The sequence below is a fragment of the Leclercia tamurae genome, from assembly GCF_025566055.1.
In the GTDB taxonomy this organism is placed as follows: domain Bacteria; phylum Pseudomonadota; class Gammaproteobacteria; order Enterobacterales; family Enterobacteriaceae; genus Enterobacter; species Enterobacter tamurae.
Genome location: NZ_JAMHKS010000075.1, coordinates 214,417 through 239,436 on the forward strand (window position 1 = coordinate 214,417; position 25,020 = coordinate 239,436).

A 25,020-nucleotide genomic window follows, 5' to 3' on the forward strand; every position below is an offset into this window, starting at 1 on the left:
CAACGAAAACGGAGCCGTGATGGCAGGAAACAGTATTGGACAATTATTCCGCGTGACCACCTTTGGTGAGTCGCATGGTCTGGCGCTGGGTTGCATCGTTGATGGCGTACCGCCAGGCATCGAACTGACTGAGGCCGATTTACAACACGATCTCGACCGCCGCCGCCCCGGGACATCGCGCTACACCACCCAGCGACGCGAGCCGGATCAAGTCAAAATCCTGTCAGGCGTCTTCGAAGGACGCACCACCGGCACCAGCATTGGCCTGCTGATTGAGAATACCGATCAGCGTTCGCAGGACTACGGCGCCATCAAGGACGTGTTCCGTCCGGGCCATGCCGATTACACCTACGAGCAAAAATACGGTTTCCGCGACTATCGCGGCGGCGGTCGTTCTTCCGCCCGTGAAACCGCCATGCGCGTTGCCGCAGGCGCTATCGCTAAAAAATATCTGGCGCAGAAATTTGGCATCGTCATCCGCGGCTGTCTGACCCAGATGGGCGATATCCCGCTGGCGATCAAAGACTGGGATCAGGTCGAACAGAACCCGTTCTTCTGCGCGGATGCCTCAAAGCTGGAGGCACTGGACGAACTGATGCGCGGCCTGAAGAAAGAGGGCGACTCCATCGGCGCCAAAGTCACGGTGGTGGCTGACGGCGTGCCGCCGGGCTGGGGTGAGCCGGTCTTTGACCGCCTCGATGCCGACATCGCCCATGCGATGATGAGCATCAATGCGGTGAAAGGGGTCGAGATTGGCGACGGTTTTGACGTTGTGGCCCTGCGCGGCAGCCAGAACCGCGATGAGATTACGAAAGAGGGCTTCCAGAGCAACCACGCGGGCGGCGTGCTCGGCGGGATCAGCAGCGGGCAGCAGATTGTTACCCATATCGCGCTGAAACCGACCTCCAGCATTACCGTACCGGGGCGCACCCTGAACCGTGCGGGCGAAGAAGTCGAGATGATCACCAAAGGGCGTCACGATCCGTGCGTCGGGATCCGCGCGGTGCCGATCGCAGAAGCAATGCTGGCGATCGTGCTAATGGATCACTTCCTGCGCCAGCGCGCGCAGAATGCGGATGTGACGACTCCTCTTCCACGCTGGTAACCATGAAAAAAACCGCAATTGCTCTGCTGGCGCTGCTGGCCAGCGGGGCCTCGCTGGCGGCAACGCCGTGGCAGAAAATCACTCATCCGGTCGCCGGGAGCGCCCAGTCGATTGGCGCCTTTTCCAATGGCTGTATCGTCGGTGCCCAGGCGCTGCCGCTGCAGTCCGATACCTGGCAGGTGATGCGCACCGATCAGCGCCGCTACTTTGGCCACCCGGATCTGGTGCTGTTTATTCAGCGGCTGGGCAATCAGGTGCATAACCTGGGGCTGGGCACGATGCTGATTGGCGATATGGGGATGCCGGCAGGCGGACGCTTCAACAGCGGCCACGCCAGCCATCAGACCGGGCTGGATGTCGACATCTTCCTCCAGCTGCCAAAAACGCGCTGGTCATCCTCTCAGCTGCTGAAGCCGCAGGCGCTCGATCTGGTCGCCAGCGACGGCAAGCGTGTGGTGCCGTCGCGCTGGTCGCAGGAGGTTTCCAGTATGATCAAGCTGGCGGCGGAAGATAACGAGGTGACGCGCATCTTCGTCAACCCGGCCATCAAGCAGCAGCTCTGTGAAGATGCCGGAACCGACCGCGACTGGCTGCGCAAAGTGCGGCCGTGGTTCCAGCACCGGGCACATATGCACGTCCGCCTGCGTTGTCCGGCAAACAGCCTTGAGTGTGAAGATCAGCCGTTACCGCCGCCAGGCGATGGCTGCGGCGCGGAATTACAAAGCTGGTTTGAGCCAGCGAAACCTGGACCCACCAAGCCTGTGAAGAAGACACCGCCGCCGTTGCCGCCTTCCTGCCAGGCGCTACTGGATGAGCATGCCCTGTGATGGACCAATTTACCGAGTTGTTTATGGTGTCGCCGCTGTTGCTGGTGGCGCTGTTTTTTATCGCCATGCTGGCCGGATTTATTGATGCCCTGGCCGGCGGCGGCGGGTTACTGACCGTTCCGGCGCTGCTGGCGGCGGGGATGAGCCCGGCCCAGGCGCTGGCGACCAACAAGCTGCAGGCCTGCGGTGGGTCGCTCTCCGCGTCGATCTATTTTATCCGCCGTAAGGTGGTGAGCCTCGCGGATCAGAAACTCAATATTCTGATGACCTTTATCGGGTCGACCTCCGGGGCGCTGCTGGTTCAGCATGTGCAGTCCGACATCTTGCGCCAGATTTTGCCGATCCTCGTCATCTGTATTGGTCTCTACTTTTTGCTGATGCCGAAGCTCGGGGAAGAGGATCGCCAGCGCCGCCTGCACGGTCTGCCGTTTGCTCTGATCGCGGGAGGCTGCGTCGGCTTCTATGATGGTTTTTTTGGCCCGGGTGCCGGGTCGTTTTACGCCCTGGCCTTTGTGACCCTGGCCGGGTTTAACCTCGCCAAATCCACCGCTCACGCCAAGGTGCTGAACGCCACTTCTAACCTCGGCGGCCTGCTGCTGTTTATCATCGGCGGGAAGGTGATCTGGGCAACCGGCTTTGTGATGATGGCCGGACAGTTTATGGGCGCACGGGTAGGATCGCGCCTGGTATTAAGCAAAGGGCAACAGCTCATCCGTCCGATGATTGTCATTGTCTCGGCCGTCATGAGTGCCAAACTTCTTTATGACAGCCACGGACAGGAGATCCTCCACTGGTTGGGGATGAACTAATGAACAGTACGCATAAATATGAACAGCTGATCGAGATATTCGACGGCTGTTTTGCTGATGATTTTAATACCCGTCTGATTAAAGGCGACGACGAACCGATCTATCTTCCTGCTGATGCTGAGCTTCCGTATAACCGGATCGTCTTTGCACACGGCTTTTATGCCAGTGGTTTGCATGAAATATCGCACTGGTGTATTGCCGGAAAGGCGCGTCGCGAGCTGGTGGACTTTGGCTACTGGTACTGCCCGGACGGACGTGACGCGGCGACCCAGGGACAGTTTGAAGATGTGGAAGTGAAACCCCAGGCGCTGGAATGGTTGTTCTGCGTGGCGGCAGGGTTCCCGTTCAACGTCAGCTGTGACAACCTCGAAGGTGACTTTGAGCCAGATCGTATTGTCTTCCAGCGCCGCGTTCACGCGCAGGTGATGGACTATCTTGAGAACGGCATCCCGGAACGTCCGGCGCGCTTGATCAAGGCTTTACAGAATTATTACCACACGCCGGAGATCACGGCGGAATGCTTCCCGTGGCCGGAAGATCTTTAATAGAGGAAAGAAGATGATCGCAGAATTTGAATCACGCATTCTGGCGTTAATTGATGACATGGTTGAGCACGCCAGTGATGATGAGCTGTTTGCCAGCGGTTATCTGCGTGGACACCTGACGCTGGCCGTTGCCGAGCTGGAAGCCGGAGACGACCATTCACCACAGGCGGTGCACGCCGAAGTATCCCGCAGCCTGGAAAAAGCCATTCTGGCAGGCGAACTCTCTCCGCGCGACCAGTCGTTAGTGCTGGGGATGTGGGAAACCCTGTTTCAGAAAGCCAGCCTGAACTAATCGGGAATCGCCCGGTGGCGCTACGCTTACCGGGCCTACGCTTTAACCATCTTCCCTTTCAACAACTTCCTCACCCATAACCGGTTCGGATTCAGCGCTGCCAGCGTATGCGCGTCCAGCGGGATCGGCTCGTGGCTCATCTGCGCGGCGAGAACTTCTGCCGTCAGCGGCGCCGTACAGAGCCCGCGTGAACCCAGCCCGCCCAGCATAAACAGATTGCGGAATTCCGGGGCACTCACCGCCTGGTCTTTGTTGTTCACTAAATCCTGATACGCCGCCAGGGTGGCGTCATAGTCCGGTACCGCCCCGGTCATCGGGAGGTGATCCCGGGTGGCGCAGCGAATACCGTTCCGCGCCTCTCCTGCGCTGACATCCACCTCACGCGCCCATGCCGCCTGGGGGAAACAGTCGATCAGTCGCTGACGGTTATGCTGCTGATCTTGGTCGCTATACTGCGGCGCGGTCTGTCCGCGGTGATAGCTGGCGCCGATACAGTGCTGGCCATTGGCCGGGTTTTGCGGGGTCAGATAGCCGTCGTAGCAGAGCACCTGACGCAGCTGGCTCAGCTGCGGGGCCGCCGGGATATGGCTGACCTGACCGCCCACCGGATAGACTGGCAGCTGTGCGGTCTGGCTGAACTGGTTGATGCCATGCCCGTTTGCCAGCACCAGGCTGCCATGCTGTGCCTGTTCACCGTCGGCAAAGTGCAATTTCCACTGCGTATCGGTCTGCTCCAGGGACATAACCTGGCGGCCGTAATGCACCTGCAGGCCGAGGGTTTGCGCCAGGGCAATCACCGCCGCGGTAAGCTGGGCCGGGCACAGCCAGCCGCCGAGCGGATACTGGATCCCGCCGCAATCGGTCTGCACTCCGGTGCTCTCTGCCACCTGTTGGGCATCAACCGCTACGGCGATCTGCTCGGGCAGGTCCATAAGGAGCATCTGGTTAATTTTCTGCTGGCTCTTCTCATCCCAGCCAAGCTGGGTGACGCCGCACCAGGCATGATCAAACGCCACCGGCAGGGCATCGTACAGACGACGGGCGAAGGTAAATGCCGTCGGGAAAAACTGGCTCAGCGCCGTATCCTGGGCACTCAGCAGAGGGTAGAGCGCCCCCTGACGATTACCGGAGGCGCCCGTTGCCGGGGCATCGTCGGCGCAGTAGAGCGTCACCTGCCAGCCACGGCGTAACAGCGCCAGCGACAGCAGGGCGCTGGCAATCCCGCCACCCACCACGGCGGTTTCCCGGCTGTCACTGGCGGTGCGGGCAAACCACGGCGTGCGGGAAGGGGAGGGGCGATCCTGCTCCATCACTCCGACGAGCATTTCGCGCTTACGGCCAAAGCCTTTGGTTTTTTGCATGGTGAAGCCGGCTTCCTGCAGGCCACGACGCACAAATCCAGCGCAGGTAAAGGTGGCGAGCGTTGCCCCAGGGCGGGCCAGGCGGGCCATCGCAGCAAACAGCTGCGGGCTCCACATATCCGGGTTTTTGGCCGGCGCAAAGCCGTCGAGGAACCAGGCGTCAACCTGCTGATTGAGGGAGTCATCGAGCCGGTCAGTGAGGTCGTTGATATCGCCGAGCCAGATATCGAGCGTGACGCGCCCGCCGTCCAGCAGAAGACGATGGCAGCCCGCGATGGGCAGCGGCCACTGGGCCTGGAGCTGCTCAGCCCAGGGCGCTAATTCCGGCCAGTGCTGATGGGCCAGACGCAGATCGGCGGCGGCCAACGGGAATTTCTCAAAACTGATGAAGTGTAATCTTTGCAGCGTAGCCTCAGGGTGGGCCGCACGGAAGCGATCGAAGGCCTGCCAGAGGGTAAGAAAGTTCAGGCCGGTGCCAAAACCGCTCTCCGCCACCACGAACAGATCGCGGGGATGTGCCGGAAAACGGGCGTTCAGCTGATTTCCATCGAGGAAAACATAACGAGTCTCTTCCAGTCCGTTATCATTAGAGAAGTAGACATCATCAAAATCTCGGGAAACAGGTGTACCCTCAGCGTTGAATTCGAGGTTGGCAGGTTGTATGGCGTTTTGTTTCACGTAAGTTACTCGTCTGACAGGCTGTGCCGCGATCTTAACGATGTGTCTCTGTTGGTGCAAATTTCCGCAGAAATTGGCTGATCGGACTTGTTCGGCGTACAAGTGTACGCTATTGTGCGACTCGAAACTTAAAATAGTGCGACTTACAGAGGTATTGAATGAAACGTGCAGTGATTACTGGCTTGGGCATCGTTTCCAGCATCGGTAATAACCAGCAGGAAGTCCTGGCATCTCTGCGAGAAGGACGCTCCGGGATCACCTTCTCTGAAGAGTTTAAAGATTCTGGCATGCGCAGCCATGTCTGGGGTAATGTCAAACTGGACACCACGGGCATGATCGATCGCAAAGTGGTCCGTTTCATGAACGATGCCTCTATCTACGCCTACCTCTCCATGCAGGAAGCGATTGCTGATGCAGGCCTGAGCGAAGAGGTTTACCAGAACAACCCACGTGTGGGTCTGATCGCTGGCTCCGGCGGCTCGTCAAAAGCGCAGGTCTTCGGTGCTGACGCCATGCGTAGCCCGCGCGGCCTGAAAGCGGTGGGTCCTTACGTGGTGACCAAAGCGATGGGCTCAGCGGTATCCGCGTGCCTCGCTACGCCGTTCAAAATTCACGGCGTAAACTACTCCATCAGCTCCGCCTGTGCGACTTCCGCTCACTGTATCGGTAACGCGGTAGAGCAGATCCAGTTGGGCAAACAGGACATCGTGTTTGCTGGCGGCGGCGAAGAGCTGGGCTGGGAAATGGCCTGTGAATTCGACGCAATGGGTGCACTGTCCACCAAATACAACGAAACGCCAGAAAAAGCCTCCCGTACCTATGATGCGAGCCGTGACGGCTTCGTTATTGCAGGCGGCGGCGGTATGGTGGTGGTTGAAGAGCTGGAACACGCTCTGGCCCGTGGCGCACACATCTATGCTGAGATCGTTGGCTACGGCGCAACCTCTGACGGCGCAGACATGGTTGCCCCATCCGGTGAAGGCGCAGTGCGCTGCATGAAGATGGCGATGCACGGTCTGGATACCCCAATCGACTACCTGAACTCCCACGGTACTTCTACCCCGGTAGGCGACGTGAAAGAGCTGGGTGCAATCCGCGAAGTGTTCGGCGACAACAGCCCGGCCATCTCCGCGACCAAAGCCATGACCGGTCACTCACTGGGTGCGGCTGGCGTGCAGGAAGCGATCTACTCCCTGCTGATGCTGGAACACGGCTTCATCGCCCCAAGCATCAACGTGGAAGAGCTGGACGAGCAGGCTGCTGGCCTGAACATCGTCACCGCGCCAACCGAGCGTGAGCTGAACACTGTGATGTCTAACAGCTTCGGTTTCGGCGGCACCAACGCCACGCTGGTGATGCGTAAGCTGAAAGCATAAGCGTTTGAATGTATAGTAGAAGGGAGCCTGAGGGCTCCCTTTTTTATGCCTGAAATCGGAGTTATGCATGACGGCCGTTACCTCAGAAAAAAACGCCTCCTCCGGGAATACCTCCCTGTTCAGCATCGCCTTTGCGGTATTCCTGACCTATATGACCGTTGGCCTGCCGTTGCCGGTGATCCCGCTGTTTGTTCATCAGGAGCTGGGCTATGGCAATACCATGGTCGGCATCGCCGTGGGTATTCAGTTTTTAGCCACGGTGTTAACCCGCGGCTACGCCGGACGTCTGGCGGATCAACATGGCGCAAAACGCTCGGCGCTGCAGGGCATGTTTGCCTGCGGACTGGCGGGCGGTGCATGGCTACTGGCCGCGCTGTTGCCGGTGGATGTTGCGTATAAATTCGCGCTGCTGGTGGTGGGGCGCTTAATTCTCGGCTTTGGTGAAAGTCAGCTCCTGACCGGGACCCTGACCTGGGGAATGGGGCTGGTCGGGCCCGCACGTTCCGGCAAGGTGATGTCCTGGAACGGGATGGCCATCTACGGTGCGCTGGCGGCAGGTGCTCCGCTGGGTCTGCTCATTAACAGTCAGTTTGGCTTTGCGGCGTTGGCTGCTACCACGATGGTATTGCCGCTGCTGGCATGGGCGTTTAACGGCACGGTGCGCAACGTGCCGGCTCATAAAGGCGAACGTCCCTCCCTGTGGAGCGTGGTGGGGCAAATCTGGCAGCCTGGGCTGGGGCTTGCGCTGCAGGGCGTAGGTTTTGCAGTGATTGGAACCTTCGTCTCGCTGTACTTTATGAGCCGCGGCTGGGCGATGGCCGGGTTTACGCTCACCGCCTTTGGCGGTGCGTTTGTCCTGATGCGGGTGCTGTTCGGCTGGATGCCGGATCGTTATGGCGGCGTGAAGGTGGCGGTGGCGTCGCTGGTGATTGAAACCCTTGGCCTGGTGCTGCTCTGGCAGGCCCCCACCGAGCCGGTCGCCCTGCTGGGCGCAGCTCTCACCGGCTGCGGCTGTTCGCTGATCTTCCCGGCACTCGGTGTCGAGGTGGTTAAACGTGTCGCTCCACAGGTACGCGGAACGGCGCTGGGCGGTTATGCCGCATTTCAGGATATCTCATACGGGGTAACCGGGCCGCTGGCAGGGCTGTTAGCCACCTCGTTTGGCTATCCGTCGGTGTTCCTCGCGGGGGCGGTTTCTGCGGTGGTGGGGATTGTCGTCACCTTAGTGGCGTTTCGCAGGGCTTAGCTTCTTGCCCGGTGGCGCTACACGCTTACCGGGCCTACAAGAACCGTAGGCCGGGTAAGGCGAAGCCGCCACCCGGCAAAATATCACGCCACCAGCCAGAAAATCGCCAGCGCAATGATTAACGCAATTAACATCAGCCCGGGGCGGGCAGACAGGGTTTTGAACGTCTCCACGACCGGGGCAAACAGCGGGCTGTAGATTGGCTGAATGTTTCGCGCCTCCGGCACACCCGCTTCTCGCTCGCTACGGCGAATAAAGATCTGATTCAACAGATCCTGCACCTGGGCGGTGGTCAGCACCGTCTGCGGCGTCGCCTGCCAGTTCTGGCGGGCATAATCCTGAATGCTGTCCCACTCCCGGGTTTCCAGCGGCTGTTTCAGCGCCGCCTGCAGGCTGTGCAGCGTTGGCGCGGTCTGGGTGCTCAGGGTCTGGCGAGCCTGCAGCCAGGTGGCAAGATGGGTAAACTGTCTGGCCGGAATTAACTCTCCCGCCTTCACGCCCGACAGCTCCAGCATCGACTGCCAGATCAGTTTGGTCGGCTCGCCCGTGGCGGCGGCGAGTTTGGTCACCATCTGCTTGAGCGTATTGTGTTCGGCTGGCAGCAGTGGGCGTTCGGTGGCCTGACGCTGCTGTGGCTGTGGAATAGCGAGCTGATTATTTTGCAGCAGGGTCAGCACCGTCTTCAACTGGTCGGGCGTCAGCTGGCTCAGCGCCGTCTGGCCATACTGCTGGCGAATAAAATCGCTGACCGCCTGGCGGTTATTCCCCTGGCTTAACAGCTCCGTCAGCTGCGAGACCATCTGTCGGGTGGTGTGGTTCTGCTGCGCGGTATTCAGGCGCTGGTTCAGGTTTTGCTCAGCCGCAGGGAAGTGGCGCGACAGCATAGGCGCATCGCTCTTCAGGCCCAGATCGTGTTTGACCCCGGCCCATACCTCCGCATTTTGCTGCGACGTCAGGGCAATCAGCCGGGTGATCAGGCGTTCCAGTACGGTGCGCTGCTGTGTGGAGAGGGGCTGTTCGCCTGCGACATGAGACGGACGCGGGCCGTCACCCGGAGGTTGCGGCGGCGTACCTGAAATGGGCTGCATCGTCAAAAAATCCTTAAAGTCGTTACTCAGCGTAAACCAGGTTACGTATATGCCTGGCGGCCAGATTATGGCACACTTGACCGGTTAACTTCCTCTCAAACAGGTACTCAGACGTGAAAATCCTCGTTGATGAAAATATGCCTTACGCCCGCGAGCTGTTCAGCCGCCTGGGTGAGGTTAAGGCCGTTCCCGGACGCCCGATCCCGCTCGCTGAGCTGGATGATGCCGACGCGCTGATGGTGCGCTCAGTGACCAAAGTGAATGAGGCGCTGCTGTCTGGCAAAGGGGTGAAATTTGTCGGTACGGCAACCGCGGGAACCGATCATGTGGATGACGCGTGGCTGAAGCAGGCAGGGATCGGTTTTTCCGCCGCGCCGGGCTGTAACGCCATCGCGGTCGTGGAGTATGTTTTCTCTTCCCTGCTGATGCTGGCCGAGCGTGACGGGTTTACCCTCGCCGATCGCACCGTCGGTATCGTCGGGGTGGGTAACGTCGGCAGTCGCCTGCAAAAGCGCCTCGAGGCGTTAGGTATCCGCACGCTGCTGTGCGATCCCCCGCGTGCCGACCGTGGCGATGAGGGCGATTTCCGCAGCCTGGACGAGCTGGTGGCCGAATGTGACGTGCTCACCTTCCATACGCCGCTGTTTAAAGACGGGCCCTATAAATCTCTGCATCTGGCGGATGAGGCGCTGATTAGCCGCCTGAAGCCGGGCGCTATTCTGATCAACGCCTGTCGTGGCCCTGTGGTGGATAACGCCGCGCTGCTGAAGCGTTTGGATGCCGGTCAGGATCTCAGCGTGGTGCTGGATGTCTGGGAGCCGGAGCCGGATCTCAACGTGGCCCTGCTGAATAAAGTGGATATTGGCACCGCGCACATCGCGGGCTACACCCTGGAAGGCAAAGCACGCGGCACCACTCAGGTGTTCGAGGCCTACAGCACCTTTATTGGCAAATCGCAGCAGGTGGCGCTGGATACCCTGCTGCCGACGCCGGATTTTGGCCGCATTACCCTGCATGGCCCGCTGGATCAGGCAACACTGAAAAGGCTGGTGCATTTAGTGTATGATGTGCGCCGCGATGACGCGCTGCTGCGAAAAGTAGCGGGTATGCCGGGTGAGTTCGACAAGCTGCGCAAGCACTATGTGGAACGCCGGGAATGGTCTTCCCTGTATGTGATGTGTGATGACGCTGCGGCGGCATCCCTGCTGCATAAGCTGGGCTTCAACGCCACTCATCACCCGGTACGTTAATGTCTTCTTAATGCTCCCTGGCGGATAACCCGCCGGGGACGCTTTTTTATTTCTGGAGTAAACCACCATGTCTGAAGGCTGGAACATTGCCATACTGGGCGCAACGGGCGCCGTGGGCGAAGCCCTGCTCGAAACCCTTGCTGAGCGTCAGTTCCCGGTGGGGGAGATCTTTGCCCTGGCGCGTAATGAGAGCGCAGGTGAACATCTGCGTTATGAGGGCAAATCGGTACGCGTGCAGGATGCGGCTGAATTTGACTGGACTCAGGCGCAGCTTGCCTTTTTCGTCGCCGGGGCTGAAGCCTCCGCAACCTATATTGAAGAAGCCACCAACGCGGGCTGTCTGGTGATTGATTCCAGCGGCCTGTTCGCCCTTGAGCCGGACGTGCCGCTGGTGGTGCCGGACGTCAACCCGTTCGTGCTGGCCGACTACCGTAACCGTAATATCATCGCCGTCCCGGACAGCCTCACCAGCCAGCTGCTGACCGCCCTGAAACCGCTGATCGATGACGGCGGCTTATCCCGCATCACCGTGACCAGCCTGCTGTCGGCCTCTGCCCACGGTAAAAAAGCGGTGGATGCGCTGGCCGGGCAGAGTGCGAAGCTGCTGAACGGTATTCCGGTGGATGAAGAGGATTTCTTTGGTCGTCAGCTGGCCTTCAACATGCTGCCACTGCTGCCGGATCGCGAAGGCAGCGTGCGTGAAGAGCGCCAGATCGTCGATCAGGTCCGCAAGATCCTGCAGGATGAGGGGCTGATGATTTCCGCCAACTGCGTGCAGTCGCCGGTGTTTTACGGCCATGCCCAGATGGTGAGCTTTGAAGCCATGCGCCCGCTGGCGGCGGAAGAGGCGCGCGACGCCTTTGCCCGCGTCGAGGAGATCGAGCTGTCTGAAGAAAGCGAGTTCCCGACCCAGGTGGGTGACGCAACGGGCAACGCCCGTCTCTCCATCGGCTGTGTGCGTAACGATTATGGCATGCCGGAGCAGATCCAGTTCTGGTCGGTGGCCGATAACGTCCGCTTCGGCGGCGCGCTGATGGCGGTAAAAGTCGCTGAGAAACTGGTGCAGGAGTATCTGTACTGATGTCAGAAGTGGAACAAAAGCCGGTCCATAAAATTGCCCTCGGGATTGAGTACGATGGCAGTAAATATTATGGCTGGCAGCGACAGAATGAGGTGCGCAGCGTCCAGGAGAAGCTGGAGAAAGCGCTCTCTCAGGTGGCGAATGAGCCCATCAATGTCCTGTGCGCGGGACGTACCGACGCCGGTGTCCATGGTACCGGGCAGGTAGTTCACTTTGAAACCACTGCGGTGCGTAAAGACGCGGCCTGGACGCTGGGGGTAAATGCGAATTTACCTGGAGACATCGCGGTGCGTTGGGTCAAAACTGTGCCCGATGATTTTCACGCGCGATTCAGCGCCACCGCGCGCCGCTACCGCTATATCATCTATAACCAGCGCCTGCGTCCGGCTGTATTGGGCCAGGGCGTAACGCATTTTTACGCGCCGCTGGATGCCGAGCGTATGCAACGCGCGGCGCAGGCGCTGATTGGCGAAAACGACTTTACCTCGTTTCGCGCGGTTCAGTGCCAGTCGCGCACGCCGTGGCGCAACGTGATGCACATTAACGTCAGCCGGTATGGTGCGTATGTGGTGGTTGATATCAAAGCCAATGCCTTTGTACATCATATGGTGCGGAATATTGTTGGCAGCCTGATGGAAGTGGGCGCCGGACACCAGCCGGAGAGCTGGATTGCAGAGTTGCTGGCAGCGAAGGACAGAACCCTGGCAGCAGCAACGGCGAGAGCGGAAGGGCTCTATCTGGTCTCGGTCGATTACCCGGATCGTTTTGACCTTCCAAAACCGCCAATGGGCCCGCTGTTTTTAGCGGACTGATAGCCGTGCAATAAAGGTTTAGACAATATGGATTTTATTCGCTTTGTAATTGATTTTATTCTGCATATTGATGTTCACCTGGCCGAGCTGGTTGCTGATTATGGCGTCTGGGTGTATGCCATTCTGTTCCTGATCCTGTTTTGTGAAACCGGGCTGGTGGTAACCCCGTTTTTACCGGGCGATTCGCTGCTGTTCGTGGCGGGGGCGCTGGCCTCCCTCGAAACCAACGACATCAACGTTCACCTGATGGTGGTCCTGATGCTTATCGCCGCGATCCTTGGCGATGCGGTGAACTACACTATTGGTCGGCTATTTGGCGACCGGTTGTTCAGTAACCCGGACTCGAAGATTTTCCGTCGCAGCTATCTGGATAAAACCCATACGTTTTATGAGAAGCACGGCGGTAAAACCATTATCCTCGCGCGCTTTGTGCCCATCGTCAGAACCTTTGCCCCCTTTGTTGCGGGTATGGGTCATATGTCGTACCGTCAGTTTGCGCTTTATAACGTGACGGGTGCGCTGTTATGGGTACTCAGCTTTACCTACGCGGGCTATTTCTTCGGTACCCTTCCCATGATTCAGGAAAACCTCAAGTTACTGATCGTAGGGATTATTGTGGTCTCCATTCTGCCGGGCGTGATCGAAATTATTCGTCACCGGCGCGCGGCGGCAAAACAGGCAAAATAAAAGCACGACGGCGGTTCGACCACTTTTTTATCCAAAGTTTCGGGCTGTTATGTTTTAATGTGCAACATTCATGGTCTGTCGGGGGCAAAAATGGCATTATGCGCCCCTTACAGCAAACCTGGTTCAGGCAGAAAGGTTATCAATGAGCTGGATTGAACGAATTAAAAGCAACATCACCCCAACCCGCAAAGCGAGTATTCCTGAAGGGGTGTGGACCAAATGTGACAGCTGTGGCCAGGTCCTGTACCGTGCCGAGCTGGAGCGTAATCTGGAAGTTTGTCCGAAGTGCGATCACCACATGCGTATGTCGGCGCGTAACCGCCTGCATAGCCTGTTGGATGAAGGTTCTCTGGTTGAACTGGGCAGCGAGCTTGAGCCGAAAGATGTGCTGAAGTTCCGCGACTCCAAAAAATACAAAGACCGTCTGGCCTCTGCACAGAAAGAGACCGGCGAGAAAGACGCCCTGATCGTAATGAAAGGCACCCTGCACGAGATGCCGGTTGTCGCGGCAGCGTTTGAGTTCTCCTTTATGGGTGGCTCAATGGGTTCTGTGGTCGGCGCGCGCTTCGTGCGCGCGGTAGAGCAGGCGCTGGAGGACAACTGTCCGCTGATCTGCTTCTCCGCCTCCGGTGGTGCCCGTATGCAGGAAGCGCTGATGTCGCTGATGCAGATGGCGAAAACCTCCGCAGCGCTGGCGAAAATGCAGGAACGCGGTCTGCCGTACATCTCCGTACTGACCGACCCGACCATGGGCGGCGTATCGGCAAGCTTTGCGATGCTGGGCGATCTGAACATCGCTGAACCGAAAGCGCTGATCGGCTTTGCCGGCCCGCGTGTTATCGAACAAACGGTTCGTGAGAAACTGCCGCCGGGCTTCCAGCGCAGTGAGTTCCTTATCGAGAAAGGCGCTATCGACATGATCGTTCGCCGTCCGGAAATGCGCCTGAAACTGGCAAGCGTTCTGGCGAAGCTGATGAATCTGCCGTCGCCGAGCCCGGATGAGCCGCGCGAAGGCGTGGTAGTACCGGATCAGGAACCCGAGGCCTGATAACTGAAAAGGGCAGGGCCAATGGCGCTGCCCTTTTGCTTTCTAACCGTAACTGAAAAGCGCGCAACATGGAAAATATCACTCTTCCCCAAGCCACGTCGCCCCTGGCCGCGTGGCTTTCTTATCTGGAAAACCTGCACAGTAAAGCCATCGACATGGGACTTGAGCGCGTCAGCCAGGTAGCGGCGCGCCTTGACGTTCTGAAACCGGCTCCTTTTGTCTTCACGGTGGCGGGCACCAACGGCAAGGGCACCACCTGCCGCACGCTGGAATCCATGCTGATGGCGGCGGGCTACAAAGTGGGTGTCTACAGTTCGCCCCATCTGGTGCGTTACACCGAGCGCGTGCGGGTACAGAACACAGAACTTGCTGAATCGGCCCATACCGCCTCGTTCGCAGAGATCGAAGCCGCGCGTGGCGACACGTCGCTGACCTATTTCGAATACGGCACGCTGTCGGCGCTGTGGCTGTTTAAGCAGGCGCAGCTGGACGTGGTGATCCTCGAGGTCGGGTTAGGCGGGCGGCTGGACGCCACTAACATCGTGGATCCGGACGTGGCGGTGGTCACCAGCATCGCGCTGGATCATACCGACTGGCTGGGGCCCGATCGCGAAAGTATTGGCCGTGAGAAAGCCGGCATTTTCCGCGCCGGTAAACCGGCGATTGTCGGCGAGCCCGATATGCCGCACACCATCGCTGATGTGGCCCGCGAGAAAGGGGCGCTATTGCAGCGTCGTGACGTCGACTGGCGCTATAGCGTGACGGAGAGCGGCTGGCGCTTTGAAGATGCCAGAGGCGGGCTGGACAACCTGCCGCTGCCGCAGGTGCCGCAGCCGAACGCCGCCACGGCGCTGGCCGCCCTGCGCGCCAGCGGTCTGACGGTGAACGAGCAAGCCATTCGCGACGGCATTCAGCAGGCAATCCTTGCCGGGCGTTTTCAGATTGTCAGCGAATCACCGCGTCTGATTCTGGATGTGGCGCATAACCCCCATGCCGCGGCTTACCTCGCCGGACGTCTCAAATCATTGCCAAAAAACGGGCGCGTACTGGCGGTTATCGGTATGCTTCATGATAAAGATATTGGCGGCACGCTGGCCTGCATGGAGACGGTGGTCGATAGCTGGTATTGTGCACCTCTGGAAGGCCCACGCGGGGCGACGGCTGAACAGCTGAGGGAACATCTCGGCGAGGGCCAGAGCTTTGCCAGCGTCGAGCTGGCATGGCGTGCGGCGATGGCAGATGCCAGACCAGAAGATACCGTGCTGGTGTGTGGATCATTCCACACGGTGGCACATGTCATGGACGTAATGGATGCGGGGAGAACCGGTGGCAAGTAAGTTTCAGAACCGTTTAGCAGGCACCATTGTGCTGGTGGCGCTGGGGGTGATTATTCTCCCCGGGCTGCTTGATGGACAGAAAAAACATTATCAGGATGAGTTTGCGGCGATCCCGCTGGTGCCGAAACCTGGCGACCGGGATGAGCCGGATATGCTGCCGGCGGCGACGCAGGCGTTACCTGCTCAACCGCCTGAAGGCGCGGCTGAAGAGGTGCAGGCGGGCGATGCCGCGGCACCGTCCTTAGACCCTACGCGTCTCGCGACCGGAAATAACAACGAACTGGATCCGGCGCCGGTGGAGCAATATGCGCCAAAACCGGTGCAAAAACCGAAACCGGTTGAGAAGCCGAAACCGCAGCGCGATAACACCAGCCAGCAGCTGGCGGCGGCGACGGAAACTCCACCGGCCAAACCGGCAGCAGAAGAGAAACCTGCGCCAACCGGTAAAGCCTATGTCGTGCAGCTCGGCGCGTTGAAAAATGCCGACAAGGTCAACGAGGTGGTGGCTAAACTCCGTGGCGCGGGCTATCGCGTTTACACTTCACCAACGACGCCGGTACAGGGTAAAATCACCCGTATTCTCGTCGGCCCGGATGCATCGAGAGATAAGCTGAAGGGGTCGCTTGGCGAGCTGAATCAACTCTCCGGTCTGAGCGGCGTAGTGATGAACTACAGCGTGAACTGAGTTTTTCGCTGACTAAAAAACAGGCGTAGCAGATTGCCTGAGAAGGTAACCCGCCTGGGGCGCTGAATATTTTTTCAGCGCTTTTTTTATTTACGCGCGGGAAGGAAATCCCTACGCAAACGTTTTCTTTTTCTGTTAGAATTCGCCCCGAACTGGATGACAGGGCGTTTAATCGTGGGACGTATATGGTCTGGATTGATTACGCCATCATTGCGGTGATAGGTTTTTCCTGTCTGGTTAGCCTGATCCGTGGCTTTGTTCGTGAAGCGTTATCGCTGGTAACCTGGGGCTGTGCCTTCTTTGTTGCCAGTCATTACTACACTTACCTGTCTGTCTGGTTCACGGGCTTTGAAGATGAACTGGTCCGAAACGGAATCGCCATCGCGGTGCTGTTTATCGCGACGCTGATTGTAGGCGCCATTGTTAACTTCGTGATTGGCCAGCTGGTTGAGAAAACCGGTTTGTCAGGAACGGACAGGGTGCTCGGGATCTGTTTCGGTGCATTGCGAGGAGCGTTGATTGTAGCCGCGATACTGTTCTTCCTTGATACCTTTACCGGGTTTTCAAAAAGTGAAGACTGGCAGAAGTCGCAGCTGATCCCGCAGTTCAGCTTCATCATCAGATTGTTCTTCGACTATCTGCAAAGCTCGTCGAGTTTTTTGCCCAGGGCATAAACCCTGAGATGTGGCTTAACGAGGAAATGACGAATGTGCGGTATTGTCGGTATCGCCGGTTTCATGCCGGTAAACCAGTCTATTTATGACGCATTATCGGTGCTTCAGCACCGTGGGCAGGATGCTGCGGGTATCATCACCATTGATGCACACAACTGCTTCCGTTTACGTAAGGCCAACGGCCTGGTAAACGATGTGTTTGAAGCCCGCCATATGCAGCGTCTGCAGGGTAACATGGGTATTGGTCACGTTCGTTACCCTACCGCAGGCAGTTCCAGCGCCTCTGAAGCGCAGCCTTTCTACGTTAACTCTCCGTATGGCATCACGCTTGCCCACAACGGCAACCTGACCAATGCCCACGAGCTGCGTAAAAAGCTGTTTGAAGAGAAGCGTCGCCACATTAACACCACTTCTGATTCTGAAATTCTGCTTAACGTCTTTGCCAGCGAACTGGATAATTTCCGTCACTATCCGCTGGAAGCTGACAACATTTTTGCTGCCGTGGCGGCGACGAATCGTCTGATTCGCGGGGCTTATGCCTGCGTGGCGATGATTATCGGCCACGGTATGGTCGCGTTCCGCGATCCTAACGGTATTCGTCCGCTGGTGCTGGGTAAACGCGATATTGGCGATGGCCGCACCGAGTATATGGTGGCCTCCGAAAGCGTGGCCCTGGACACCCTGGGCTTTGAGTTCCTGCGCGACGTTGCCCCGGGCGAAGCGGTCTACATCACTGAGAAAGGCCAGCTGTTTACCCGCCAGTGCGCGGAAAACCCGGTCACTAATCCGTGCCTGTTCGAGTACGTCTACTTTGCCCGTCCGGACTCCTTCATCGACAAGATCTCCGTCTACAGCGCCCGTGTGAATATGGGTACTAAGCTCGGCGAGAAGATTGCTCGTGAGTGGGAAGATCTGGACATCGACGTGGTTATCCCAATCCCGGAAACTTCCTGCGATATCGCACTGGAGATGGCGCGTATCCTGGGTAAACCGTACCGTCAGGGCTTTGTGAAAAACCGCTACGTTGGCCGTACCTTCATCATGCCAGGCCAGCATCTGCGCCGCAAATCGGTACGCCGCAAGCTGAACGCTAACCGCGCTGAGTTCCGCGACAAGAACGTCCTGCTGGTGGATGATTCCATCGTGCGTGGCACCACCTCAGAGCAGATTATCGAGATGGCTCGTGAAGCGGGTGCGAAGAAGGTCTACCTGGCCTCTGCGGCACCGGAAATTCGCTTCCCGAACGTGTACGGCATCGACATGCCGACCGCCAACGAGCTGATTGCTCACGGTCGTGAAGTGGACGAGATCCGCCAGATCATCGGCGCCGATGGCCTGATTTTCCAGGATCTGAATGATCTGATCGACGCGGTGCGCGCCGAGAACCCGGATATTCAGCAGTTTGAGTGCTCGGTGTTTAACGGTATCTACGTCACCAAAGATGTGGATCAGCAGTATCTTGATTACCTCGACTCTCTGCGTAACGACGATGCGAAAGCCGTGCAGATGGCGAACGATCTCGAAAGCTTAGAGATGCACAACGAAGGTTAATCCTTATCACAGGCGAGGGCGTCCGCCCTCGCTTGCAACTCCCGCCAAAATCCTGCACAGTCTGCCCTGTTACAGTAAGGGCGATAATATGAAACGATTGATAGTAGGGCTCTCAGGGGCCAGCGGCGCGATTTACGGTGTCCGTTTGCTGCAGGTATTACGCGACGTCGCTGACGTTGAAACCCATCTGGTGATGAGCCAGGCCGCGCGTCAGACCCTCTCCCTCGAAACCGATTACTCCCTGCGTGACGTTCAGGCGTTGGCCGATATGGTGCACGATGCCCGCGATATCGCCGCCAGCATCTCCTCCGGGTCGTTTAAGACCGCGGGGATGGTGATCCTGCCCTGTTCCATCAAAACCCTCTCCGGCATCGTCAACAGCTATACCGATACCCTGGTGACCCGCGCCGCCGACGTCGTGCTGAAAGAGCGCCGCCCGCTGGTGCTCTGCGTGCGTGAAACCCCGCTCCATCTGGGCCACCTGCGGCTGATGACCCAGGCTGCCGAACTGGGGGCGGTGATCATGCCGCCGGTCCCGGCGTTCTACCACCGCCCGCAAAGCCTTGATGACGTCATTAATCAAACCGTGAACCGGGTGATTGACCAGTTCGATATTGAACTGCCGGACGATCTCTTTGCCCGCTGGCAGGGCGTCTGACGGCAAAGGTGTCCTGCTCTGGGGCAGGTCAGCGCAACGTGCCCTGTTTCAGGGCAATTCTGCAACCGCGATCATATCCTCAACATTTAATTCCTTTTTTCCTTTCTTCCCACTGCGGTTCGTTTGGCAGACCTGCTATCTTTCACCATTAAGGCAATCTTGCAACCTTTCGTTAACATATTTAACGCCGTAATTTTGCACTAATTGCAATCTGGCATAAGACCTGCAAGGGATCGCCTGCAACAACACACAACATCATCTATTACAAAATAAAATCACGACACTTGAGGGTAATGTATGAAGAAGACGGTTCTGGCTCTGTCTTTGCTGGTGGGATTAAGCGCAGCGGCAAGCAGCTATGCGGCGCTCCCACAGACCGTACGTATCGGTACTGACGCGACCTATGCGCCGTTCTCATCGAAAGATGCGAAAGGTGACTTTGTCGGGTTTGATATCGACCTGGGGAATGAGATGTGCAAACGCATGTCCGTGAAATGCACCTGGGTGGGCAGCGACTTTGATGCGCTGATCCCCTCCCTGAAAGCCAAGAAAATCGACGCGATTATCTCCTCGCTCTCCATTACCGAGAAGCGTCAGCAGGAGATCGCCTTTTCTGAAAAACTGTACGCAGCAGATTCACGCCTGATTGCGGCGAAGGGCTCGCCGATCCAGCCGACCATTGATTCGCTGAAAGGTAAGCACGTTGGTGTCCTGCAGGGCTCCACCCAGGAAGGCTTTGCCAATGCCAACTGGCGTGAAAAAGGCGTCGATGTGGTGGCCTACCAGAACCAGGATTTAATCTATTCCGATCTGGCGGCAGGGCGTCTGGATGCCGCTTTCCAGGATGAAGTCGCGGCGAGCGAAGGCTTCCTGAAACAACCGGCAGGGAAAGAGTTTGTCTTTGCGGGTCCGTCGGTCAAAGACAAAAAATACTTTGGTGACGGTACCGGGATCGGCCTGCGTAAGGACGATGTCGAGCTGAAAGCGGCATTTGATAAAGCCTTTACCGAATTGCGTAAAGACGGCACCTACGACAAACTGGCGAAGAAATACTTCGACTTCAATGTCTACGGCGACTAACCGTTACTGACGGGTGCGCACCATAATGGTTCCCTGTTATGGTGCGCAGGCAACAATTGCGAACCACAACGGTGCAAATCCTGTGCCGGGTTGGTTATAAAGTGAATAGTTAAGCACTCGCAATGCACTTTTTCGCGCGCGCGGGGCATAATCTTTTGCCTTGCCGCGGCGATTAATGGCACATTAAGAGCACCCCCGTCGGCGTTAAAATCCCGTAAGAAGACAGTCTGTTGAGGATAGATATGAAAAAACTGGTGTTGTCACTTTCTCTGGCTCTGGCATTTTCCAGCGCTACTGCGGCATTCGCAGCAATTCCGCAAAAAGTACGTATTGGTACTGACCCGACTTATGCACCCTTCGAATCGAAGAATGCGCAGGGTGAACTGGTAGGATTTGATATCGATTTGGCGAAAGAGCTGTGCAAACGTATCAAAACAGAGTGTACCTTCGTTGAAAACCCACTGGATGCGCTGATCCCTTCGCTGAAAGCGAAAAAAATCGACGCCATTATGTCTTCTCTCTCCATCACCGAAAAACGCCAGCAGGAGATTGCCTTTACTGACAAACTTTATGCAGCGGATTCCCGTCTGGTGGTGGCAAAATCCTCTGATATCCAGCCAACCCTGGAGTCACTGAAAGGTAAACGTGTGGGCGTGCTGCAGGGCACCACCCAGGAGACCTTTGGTAACGAGCACTGGGCACCGAAAGGGATCGAAATCGTCTCTTATCAGGGCCAGGAGAATATCTACGCTGACCTGACTGCGGGCCGTATCGACGCCGCTTTCCAGGACGAAGTTGCCGCCAGCGAAGGCTTCCTGAAGCAGCCTGTCGGGAAAGAGTATAAGTTCGGCGGTCCGTCCATTAAGGACGAAAAACTCTTTGGCGTGGGCACCGGTATGGGGCTGCGTAAAGAGGACAACGAACTGCGTGAAGCGCTGAATAAAGCCTTTGCCGAGATGCGTGCGGACGGGACTTACGAAAAACTGGCGAAGAAATACTTCGACTTTGATGTCTACGGTGGCTAAACGCCCCACTCAATAACGTGCGACCCCTCCCGTTAGGGGAGGGGAAAAGACACGGCGTCACCACTCACGACACGACAGGGCAGGCGGTATGCTGTACGGATTTTCTGGCGTAATTTTACAAGGCGCACTCGTCACCCTTGAACTGGCTCTCAGTTCGGTAGTGCTGGCGGTGTTAATAGGCCTGGCGGGCGCGGGCGCGAAGCTTTCGACCAATCGGGCGCTGGCTCTGCTGTTTGAAGGCTATACCACCCTGATCCGCGGTGTGCCTGACCTGGTGCTGATGCTGCTGATCTTCTACGGTCTGCAAATCGCCCTTAACGGCCTGACGGATGCCATCGGTATGGCACAGATTGATATCGATCCTATGGTGGCCGGTATCATCACCCTGGGCTTTATCTACGGGGCCTACTTTACGGAAACCTTCCGTGGCGCCTATATCGCCGTGCCGAAAGGGCATATCGAAGCGGCCACGGCCTTCGGTTTTACCTCCTCTCAAACCTTCCGCCGGATTATGTTTCCGGCCATGATGCGCTTTGCGCTGCCGGGCATCGGCAACAACTGGCAGGTTATCCTTAAAGCGACGGCGCTGGTCTCGTTACTGGGGCTGGAGGATGTGGTGAAGGCCACGCAGCTGGCGGGTAAAAGCACCTGGGAACCGTTCTATTTCGCCATCGTGTGCGGGGTGATTTATCTGGTGTTTACCACCGTTTCCAATGGTGTGCTGCTGCTGCTCGAGCGTCGCTACTCCGTGGGTGTGAAGAGGGCTGACCTGTGATCGAGATTATTCAGGAATACTGGAAATCGCTGCTGTGGACCGACGGATACCGCTTTACCGGTGTGGCGATCACCCTCTGGCTGCTGATTTCTTCCGTGGTGATGGGTGGCATTCTGGCGGTGTTTCTCGCCATTGGTCGCGTCTCCAGCAATAACTACATCCGCTTCCCCATCTGGCTGTTTACCTATATTTTCCGTGGGACGCCGCTGTATGTGCAGCTGCTGGTCTTCTACTCCGGGATGTACACGCTGGAGATCGTCAAAGGCACCGAGATGCTGAACGCGTTCTTCCGCAGCGGGCTGAACTGTACCGTGCTGGCGCTAACGCTGAACACCTGCGCCTATACCACCGAGATCTTTGCCGGGGCGATCCGCTCCGTGCCACACGGTGAAATTGAGGCGGCGCGGGCCTACGGCTTCTCTTCCGTGAAGCTCTACCGCTGCATTATCCTGCCGTCGGCGCTGCGCATTGCGCTGCCTGCCTACAGCAACGAAGTGATATTAATGCTGCACTCCACCGCGCTGGCCTTTACCGCCACCGTGCCGGATCTGCTGAAAATCGCCCGCGACATTAACTCGGCGACCTATCAGCCGTTTACCGCCTTCGGCATCGCGGCGGTGCTCTATTTAATCATTTCTTACGTCCTGATTAGCCTGTTCCGCAAAGCGGAAAAACGCTGGTTGCAGCATGTCAAACCTTCGACGCACTGAGAATTAAGATGGCTGAGAACAAATTAAACGTTATCGATTTGCACAAACGCTACGGCGAACATGAAGTGCTGAAAGGGGTGTCGCTGCAGGCAAATGCGGGCGATGTGATCAGTATTATCGGCTCGTCAGGTTCCGGTAAAAGTACCTTCCTGCGCTGCATCAACTTCCTCGAAAAACCGAGCGCCGGCAAGATTGTGGTCAGCGGCGAGAACATCAACCTGGTGCAGGACAAAGACGGTCAGCTGAAGGTAGCGGACAAGCACCAGCTGCGGATGTTGCGTACCCGACTGACGATGGTGTTCCAGCACTTCAACCTCTGGAGCCACATGACGGTGCTGGAGAACGTGATGGAAGCGCCAGTGCAGGTGCTGGGCTTAAGCAAGCAGGAAGCCCGTGCCCGTGCGGAGAAATACCTGGCGAAGGTGGGTATCGACGCGCGCCAGCAGATTAAGTATCCGGTGCATCTCTCCGGCGGTCAGCAGCAGCGTGTCTCTATCGCCCGTGCGCTGGCGATGGAGCCGGAAGTGCTGCTGTTCGACGAACCCACCTCCGCGCTCGATCCTGAGCTGGTAGGCGAAGTGCTGCGCATCATGCAGCAGTTGGCCGAAGAGGGGAAAACGATGGTGGTGGTGACTCACGAGATGGGCTTCGCCCGTAACGTCTCCAACCACGTTATTTTCCTGCATCAGGGCGTAATCGAAGAGCAGGGACACCCGGATGAGGTGCTGGCGAACCCGAAGAGTCCACGCCTGCAGCAGTTCCTGAAGGGATCGTTGAAGTAGTTTTTTGCCCGGTGGCGCTACGCTTACCGGGCCTACAGTTTTGGTAGGCCGGGCAAACGCAGTGCCGCCCGGCATTCAGGCCGCACCAGACTCCAGCCGGTACACCCAGTCGTCATACCGCACGCCGTTAATCTCATACGCCTGTTCCAGCACCTGGGTACGCACAAAGCCCGCTTTTTCTAACACCCGCACCGAACCACCATTATCCGCCAGCACATACGCGTTAACCGCCTGTACGCCCACCCGAATAAAAGCATATTCACAAACGGCCTGCAGCGCCTCGCTGGCAATGCCCCGGCCCTGCGCGGCGGCGATCACCGTATAACCAATATCGGCTTCTTCAGGATACGTAGCGCTGATTTGCAGCCCAATATCCCCCAGCGGGGTGTCGTCATCGTGGGCTCGAATGACAAAGGTGTGCGGAGCCGTCAGGCGGGCAGCAAACAGGCGACGGGTCTCTTTTTCTGCGGCAATAGCGGCCATATAGCGCATGATTTCAGGCGATTCGCGAAGCCGCAGGAAGAAGGGCCAGTCAGCGGGCTCAAAAGGGGAAAGTGTCAGCCTGGGAGTGGTAATTGTGGCCATCGTAACGCCTTACTATGAGAACGGGCGGACCAATTTAACACAGCCGATGGGGTAGATTTAACCTACCACATCTCCCAGGGCTTCTTCTAAGTCGTACCATCTGAAGGCAAACCCGGCCGCCTCCAGACGCTTCGGCAGCGCGCGCTGACCGCCCAGCACCAGCACCGAGGATTCTCCCATCAGCAGGCGGATAGCGGAGGCCGGAGCGCGAACCACGGCCGGGCGATGTACCGCATGCCCCAGGGCATGGGCGAACTGCTCGTTGCGAACCGGGTAGGGGGAGACCATATTGAACGAGCCGCGCAGATCGTTATCCAGCAGCCAGAGAATACCATTCACCATATCGTCGATATGGATCCACGCCAGATACTGACGACCATTGCCCATCGGGCCGCCGAGACCCAGCTTAAACACCGGCAGCATCTTCGCCAGAATCCCGCCTTTCGGCGCCAGCACTACGCCGGTGCGCAGCAGGCAAACACGGGTCTGCTCGCTCTGCGCCCCGCAGGCGATCTGCTCCCAGCGGGCGCACAGCTTATGGGTAAATTCGTTGTGCGGCGGCTCCTCTTCGGTGACCACCACTTCGCCTAAATCGCCGTAATAACCCGAGGCTGAACCGGAGATAAACACCGACGGTGGCGTGTCGCTGGCCTTGAACATATCAACCAGGCGTTGGGTGATGTTCCAGCGGCTGTTGCACAGCCGCTGCTTATGTTCTTCCGTCCAGCGTTTGTCGGCGATGGGTTCCCCCGCCAGATTGATGACGGCATCAAAGCCGTTCAGATCCTGATGCTCGGTGAGCCCTTTCCAGATATCGATGCCGGAACCGAGGGCCTGACGCGCTTTCTCGGGACTGCGCGTCACCACCGTTAGCTCATGGCCGAGCGTCTGCAAGCGAGGGATCAGATGCCGGCCTATCAGGCCAGTACCGCCGGTTATCAGGATCTTCATAC

At 57.9% G+C, this 25,020-nt stretch carries 26 protein-coding genes; 22 read left to right on the plus strand and 4 right to left on the minus strand.

Annotation, left to right across the window (positions count from 1 at the left end):
* The first annotated feature begins 19 nt into the window (after positions 1 to 19).
* Genes aroC through M8318_RS15620 form a run of 5 tightly spaced genes read left to right on the plus strand, consistent with a single transcriptional unit; the run spans position 20 to position 3,578 of the window.
* On the plus strand, positions 20 to 1,105 hold the full coding sequence (gene aroC / locus M8318_RS15600) for a chorismate synthase (protein ID WP_262663452.1): 1,086 nt from the start codon (positions 20 to 22) through the stop codon (positions 1,103 to 1,105).
* A 2-nt stretch (positions 1,106 to 1,107) separates the two neighbouring features.
* Complete coding sequence (gene mepA, locus M8318_RS15605) at positions 1,108 to 1,932, plus strand: penicillin-insensitive murein endopeptidase (protein ID WP_262663453.1); 825 nt, start codon at positions 1,108 to 1,110, stop codon at positions 1,930 to 1,932.
* A complete protein-coding gene (locus M8318_RS15610; RefSeq protein WP_106994713.1) occupies positions 1,932 to 2,741 on the plus strand; it encodes a sulfite exporter TauE/SafE family protein in 810 nt (269 codons plus the stop codon). Before mepA ends, M8318_RS15610 begins: the two co-directional genes overlap by 1 nt.
* The gene (locus M8318_RS15615; protein ID WP_106994714.1) at positions 2,741 to 3,286 is read left to right on the plus strand and encodes an elongation factor P hydroxylase; all 546 of its coding nucleotides are present in this window, start codon (positions 2,741 to 2,743) and stop codon (positions 3,284 to 3,286) included. The genes M8318_RS15610 and M8318_RS15615 overlap by 1 nt, the downstream gene beginning before the upstream one ends.
* Before the next feature lie 13 nt (positions 3,287 to 3,299).
* Entirely contained in the window at positions 3,300 to 3,578 is a 279-nt protein-coding gene (locus tag M8318_RS15620) for a YfcL family protein (protein ID WP_106994715.1), read from the plus strand.
* 35 nt (positions 3,579 to 3,613) lie between these two features.
* Here M8318_RS15620 and mnmC read toward each other — a convergent pair whose 3' ends face one another.
* Entirely contained in the window at positions 3,614 to 5,617 is a 2,004-nt protein-coding gene (mnmC, locus tag M8318_RS15625) for a bifunctional tRNA (5-methylaminomethyl-2-thiouridine)(34)-methyltransferase MnmD/FAD-dependent 5-carboxymethylaminomethyl-2-thiouridine(34) oxidoreductase MnmC (RefSeq protein WP_262663454.1), read from the minus strand.
* Between the two features lie 158 nt (positions 5,618 to 5,775).
* Between mnmC and fabB the strand changes: the two genes are divergently transcribed.
* The gene (gene fabB / locus M8318_RS15630) at positions 5,776 to 6,993 is read left to right on the plus strand and encodes a beta-ketoacyl-ACP synthase I (protein WP_166183080.1); all 1,218 of its coding nucleotides are present in this window, start codon (positions 5,776 to 5,778) and stop codon (positions 6,991 to 6,993) included.
* Positions 6,994 to 7,060: 67 nt separating this feature from the next.
* A complete protein-coding gene (locus tag M8318_RS15635; protein ID WP_262663455.1) occupies positions 7,061 to 8,239 on the plus strand; it encodes an MFS transporter in 1,179 nt (392 codons plus the stop codon).
* Between the two features lie 83 nt (positions 8,240 to 8,322).
* Here the strand turns inward: M8318_RS15635 and flk are convergent, their stop codons facing one another.
* A complete protein-coding gene (flk, locus tag M8318_RS15640) occupies positions 8,323 to 9,327 on the minus strand; it encodes a flagella biosynthesis regulator Flk (RefSeq protein ID WP_262663456.1) in 1,005 nt (334 codons plus the stop codon).
* 113 nt (positions 9,328 to 9,440) lie between these two features.
* On the opposite strand from flk, the gene pdxB reads away from it, so the two are divergent.
* The 15 genes from pdxB to hisP all read left to right on the plus strand — a co-directional run bounded on the left by pdxB (position 9,441) and on the right by hisP (position 23,482).
* Positions 9,441 to 10,577, plus strand: coding sequence for a 4-phosphoerythronate dehydrogenase PdxB (pdxB, locus tag M8318_RS15645; protein ID WP_262663457.1), 1,137 nt, complete (start codon positions 9,441 to 9,443; stop codon positions 10,575 to 10,577).
* Between the two features lie 67 nt (positions 10,578 to 10,644).
* Positions 10,645 to 11,658, plus strand: coding sequence for an aspartate-semialdehyde dehydrogenase (locus tag M8318_RS15650; protein ID WP_262663458.1), 1,014 nt, complete (start codon positions 10,645 to 10,647; stop codon positions 11,656 to 11,658).
* Complete coding sequence (truA, locus tag M8318_RS15655) at positions 11,658 to 12,470, plus strand: tRNA pseudouridine(38-40) synthase TruA (protein WP_166183072.1); 813 nt, start codon at positions 11,658 to 11,660, stop codon at positions 12,468 to 12,470. Before M8318_RS15650 ends, truA begins: the two co-directional genes overlap by 1 nt.
* 27 nt (positions 12,471 to 12,497) lie before the next feature.
* A complete protein-coding gene (locus M8318_RS15660; RefSeq protein WP_262663459.1) occupies positions 12,498 to 13,157 on the plus strand; it encodes a DedA family protein in 660 nt (219 codons plus the stop codon).
* A gap of 142 nt (positions 13,158 to 13,299) precedes the next feature.
* The gene (accD, locus tag M8318_RS15665) at positions 13,300 to 14,205 is read left to right on the plus strand and encodes an acetyl-CoA carboxylase, carboxyltransferase subunit beta (protein ID WP_154849050.1); all 906 of its coding nucleotides are present in this window, start codon (positions 13,300 to 13,302) and stop codon (positions 14,203 to 14,205) included.
* A gap of 68 nt (positions 14,206 to 14,273) precedes the next feature.
* Positions 14,274 to 15,542: a bifunctional tetrahydrofolate synthase/dihydrofolate synthase gene (gene folC / locus M8318_RS15670; protein WP_262663460.1), complete on the plus strand. Its 1,269-nt coding sequence runs from the start codon at positions 14,274 to 14,276 to the stop codon at positions 15,540 to 15,542.
* The gene (gene dedD / locus M8318_RS15675; protein WP_225758345.1) at positions 15,532 to 16,227 is read left to right on the plus strand and encodes a cell division protein DedD; all 696 of its coding nucleotides are present in this window, start codon (positions 15,532 to 15,534) and stop codon (positions 16,225 to 16,227) included. Before folC ends, dedD begins: the two co-directional genes overlap by 11 nt.
* Before the next feature lie 185 nt (positions 16,228 to 16,412).
* Positions 16,413 to 16,901, plus strand: coding sequence for a colicin V production protein (gene cvpA / locus M8318_RS15680; RefSeq protein ID WP_106994725.1), 489 nt, complete (start codon positions 16,413 to 16,415; stop codon positions 16,899 to 16,901).
* A gap of 33 nt (positions 16,902 to 16,934) precedes the next feature.
* The gene (gene purF, locus M8318_RS15685) at positions 16,935 to 18,452 is read left to right on the plus strand and encodes an amidophosphoribosyltransferase (RefSeq protein WP_106994726.1); all 1,518 of its coding nucleotides are present in this window, start codon (positions 16,935 to 16,937) and stop codon (positions 18,450 to 18,452) included.
* A gap of 88 nt (positions 18,453 to 18,540) precedes the next feature.
* A complete protein-coding gene (locus tag M8318_RS15690; RefSeq protein ID WP_261644444.1) occupies positions 18,541 to 19,110 on the plus strand; it encodes a UbiX family flavin prenyltransferase in 570 nt (189 codons plus the stop codon).
* Between the two features lie 297 nt (positions 19,111 to 19,407).
* On the plus strand, positions 19,408 to 20,190 hold the full coding sequence (argT, locus tag M8318_RS15695) for a lysine/arginine/ornithine ABC transporter substrate-binding protein ArgT (RefSeq protein ID WP_262663461.1): 783 nt from the start codon (positions 19,408 to 19,410) through the stop codon (positions 20,188 to 20,190).
* A 242-nt stretch (positions 20,191 to 20,432) separates the two neighbouring features.
* Positions 20,433 to 21,215 (plus strand): histidine ABC transporter substrate-binding protein HisJ, encoded by a 783-nt coding sequence (gene hisJ, locus M8318_RS15700; RefSeq protein WP_262663462.1) that lies wholly within the window; start codon positions 20,433 to 20,435, stop codon positions 21,213 to 21,215.
* 88 nt (positions 21,216 to 21,303) lie between these two features.
* The gene (locus M8318_RS15705) at positions 21,304 to 21,990 is read left to right on the plus strand and encodes a histidine ABC transporter permease HisQ (protein WP_106994729.1); all 687 of its coding nucleotides are present in this window, start codon (positions 21,304 to 21,306) and stop codon (positions 21,988 to 21,990) included.
* Positions 21,987 to 22,700 (plus strand): histidine ABC transporter permease HisM, encoded by a 714-nt coding sequence (gene hisM, locus M8318_RS15710; RefSeq protein ID WP_106994730.1) that lies wholly within the window; start codon positions 21,987 to 21,989, stop codon positions 22,698 to 22,700. Before M8318_RS15705 ends, hisM begins: the two co-directional genes overlap by 4 nt.
* A gap of 8 nt (positions 22,701 to 22,708) precedes the next feature.
* Positions 22,709 to 23,482, plus strand: a complete 774-nt coding sequence (gene hisP / locus M8318_RS15715; protein ID WP_106994731.1) for a histidine ABC transporter ATP-binding protein HisP — start codon at positions 22,709 to 22,711, stop codon at positions 23,480 to 23,482.
* A gap of 75 nt (positions 23,483 to 23,557) precedes the next feature.
* On the opposite strand, the gene M8318_RS15720 is transcribed toward hisP, so the two are convergent.
* Together M8318_RS15720 and M8318_RS15725 are read right to left on the minus strand one after the other, a co-directional pair.
* A complete protein-coding gene (locus M8318_RS15720) occupies positions 23,558 to 24,067 on the minus strand; it encodes a GNAT family N-acetyltransferase (RefSeq protein ID WP_262663463.1) in 510 nt (169 codons plus the stop codon).
* 57 nt (positions 24,068 to 24,124) lie between these two features.
* Positions 24,125 to 25,018, minus strand: coding sequence for a TIGR01777 family oxidoreductase (locus M8318_RS15725; RefSeq protein ID WP_262663464.1), 894 nt, complete (start codon positions 25,016 to 25,018; stop codon positions 24,125 to 24,127).
* Between the last annotated feature and the right edge of the window lie 2 nt (positions 25,019 to 25,020).

What these genes read in the sequence shown, in the direction of transcription:
- aroC (WP_262663452.1), top strand. Translation starts at nt 20, where the DNA reads ATGGCAGGAAACAGTATTGGACAATTATTCCGCGTGACCACCTTTGGT.
- mepA (WP_262663453.1), top strand. Translation starts at nt 1,108, where the DNA reads ATGAAAAAAACCGCAATTGCTCTGCTGGCGCTGCTGGCCAGCGGGGCC.
- M8318_RS15610 (WP_106994713.1), top strand. Translation starts at nt 1,932, where the DNA reads ATGGACCAATTTACCGAGTTGTTTATGGTGTCGCCGCTGTTGCTGGTG.
- M8318_RS15615 (WP_106994714.1), top strand. Translation starts at nt 2,741, where the DNA reads ATGAACAGTACGCATAAATATGAACAGCTGATCGAGATATTCGACGGC.
- M8318_RS15620 (WP_106994715.1), top strand. Translation starts at nt 3,300, where the DNA reads ATGATCGCAGAATTTGAATCACGCATTCTGGCGTTAATTGATGACATG.
- fabB (WP_166183080.1), top strand. Translation starts at nt 5,776, where the DNA reads ATGAAACGTGCAGTGATTACTGGCTTGGGCATCGTTTCCAGCATCGGT.
- M8318_RS15635 (WP_262663455.1), top strand. Translation starts at nt 7,061, where the DNA reads ATGACGGCCGTTACCTCAGAAAAAAACGCCTCCTCCGGGAATACCTCC.
- flk (WP_262663456.1), bottom strand. Translation starts at nt 9,327, where the DNA reads ATGCAGCCCATTTCAGGTACGCCGCCGCAACCTCCGGGTGACGGCCCG.
- M8318_RS15650 (WP_262663458.1), top strand. Translation starts at nt 10,645, where the DNA reads ATGTCTGAAGGCTGGAACATTGCCATACTGGGCGCAACGGGCGCCGTG.
- truA (WP_166183072.1), top strand. Translation starts at nt 11,658, where the DNA reads ATGTCAGAAGTGGAACAAAAGCCGGTCCATAAAATTGCCCTCGGGATT.
- M8318_RS15660 (WP_262663459.1), top strand. Translation starts at nt 12,498, where the DNA reads ATGGATTTTATTCGCTTTGTAATTGATTTTATTCTGCATATTGATGTT.
- accD (WP_154849050.1), top strand. Translation starts at nt 13,300, where the DNA reads ATGAGCTGGATTGAACGAATTAAAAGCAACATCACCCCAACCCGCAAA.
- folC (WP_262663460.1), top strand. Translation starts at nt 14,274, where the DNA reads ATGGAAAATATCACTCTTCCCCAAGCCACGTCGCCCCTGGCCGCGTGG.
- cvpA (WP_106994725.1), top strand. Translation starts at nt 16,413, where the DNA reads ATGGTCTGGATTGATTACGCCATCATTGCGGTGATAGGTTTTTCCTGT.
- purF (WP_106994726.1), top strand. Translation starts at nt 16,935, where the DNA reads ATGTGCGGTATTGTCGGTATCGCCGGTTTCATGCCGGTAAACCAGTCT.
- M8318_RS15690 (WP_261644444.1), top strand. Translation starts at nt 18,541, where the DNA reads ATGAAACGATTGATAGTAGGGCTCTCAGGGGCCAGCGGCGCGATTTAC.
- argT (WP_262663461.1), top strand. Translation starts at nt 19,408, where the DNA reads ATGAAGAAGACGGTTCTGGCTCTGTCTTTGCTGGTGGGATTAAGCGCA.
- hisJ (WP_262663462.1), top strand. Translation starts at nt 20,433, where the DNA reads ATGAAAAAACTGGTGTTGTCACTTTCTCTGGCTCTGGCATTTTCCAGC.
- M8318_RS15705 (WP_106994729.1), top strand. Translation starts at nt 21,304, where the DNA reads ATGCTGTACGGATTTTCTGGCGTAATTTTACAAGGCGCACTCGTCACC.
- hisP (WP_106994731.1), top strand. Translation starts at nt 22,709, where the DNA reads ATGGCTGAGAACAAATTAAACGTTATCGATTTGCACAAACGCTACGGC.
- M8318_RS15720 (WP_262663463.1), bottom strand. Translation starts at nt 24,067, where the DNA reads ATGGCCACAATTACCACTCCCAGGCTGACACTTTCCCCTTTTGAGCCC.
- M8318_RS15725 (WP_262663464.1), bottom strand. Translation starts at nt 25,018, where the DNA reads ATGAAGATCCTGATAACCGGCGGTACTGGCCTGATAGGCCGGCATCTG.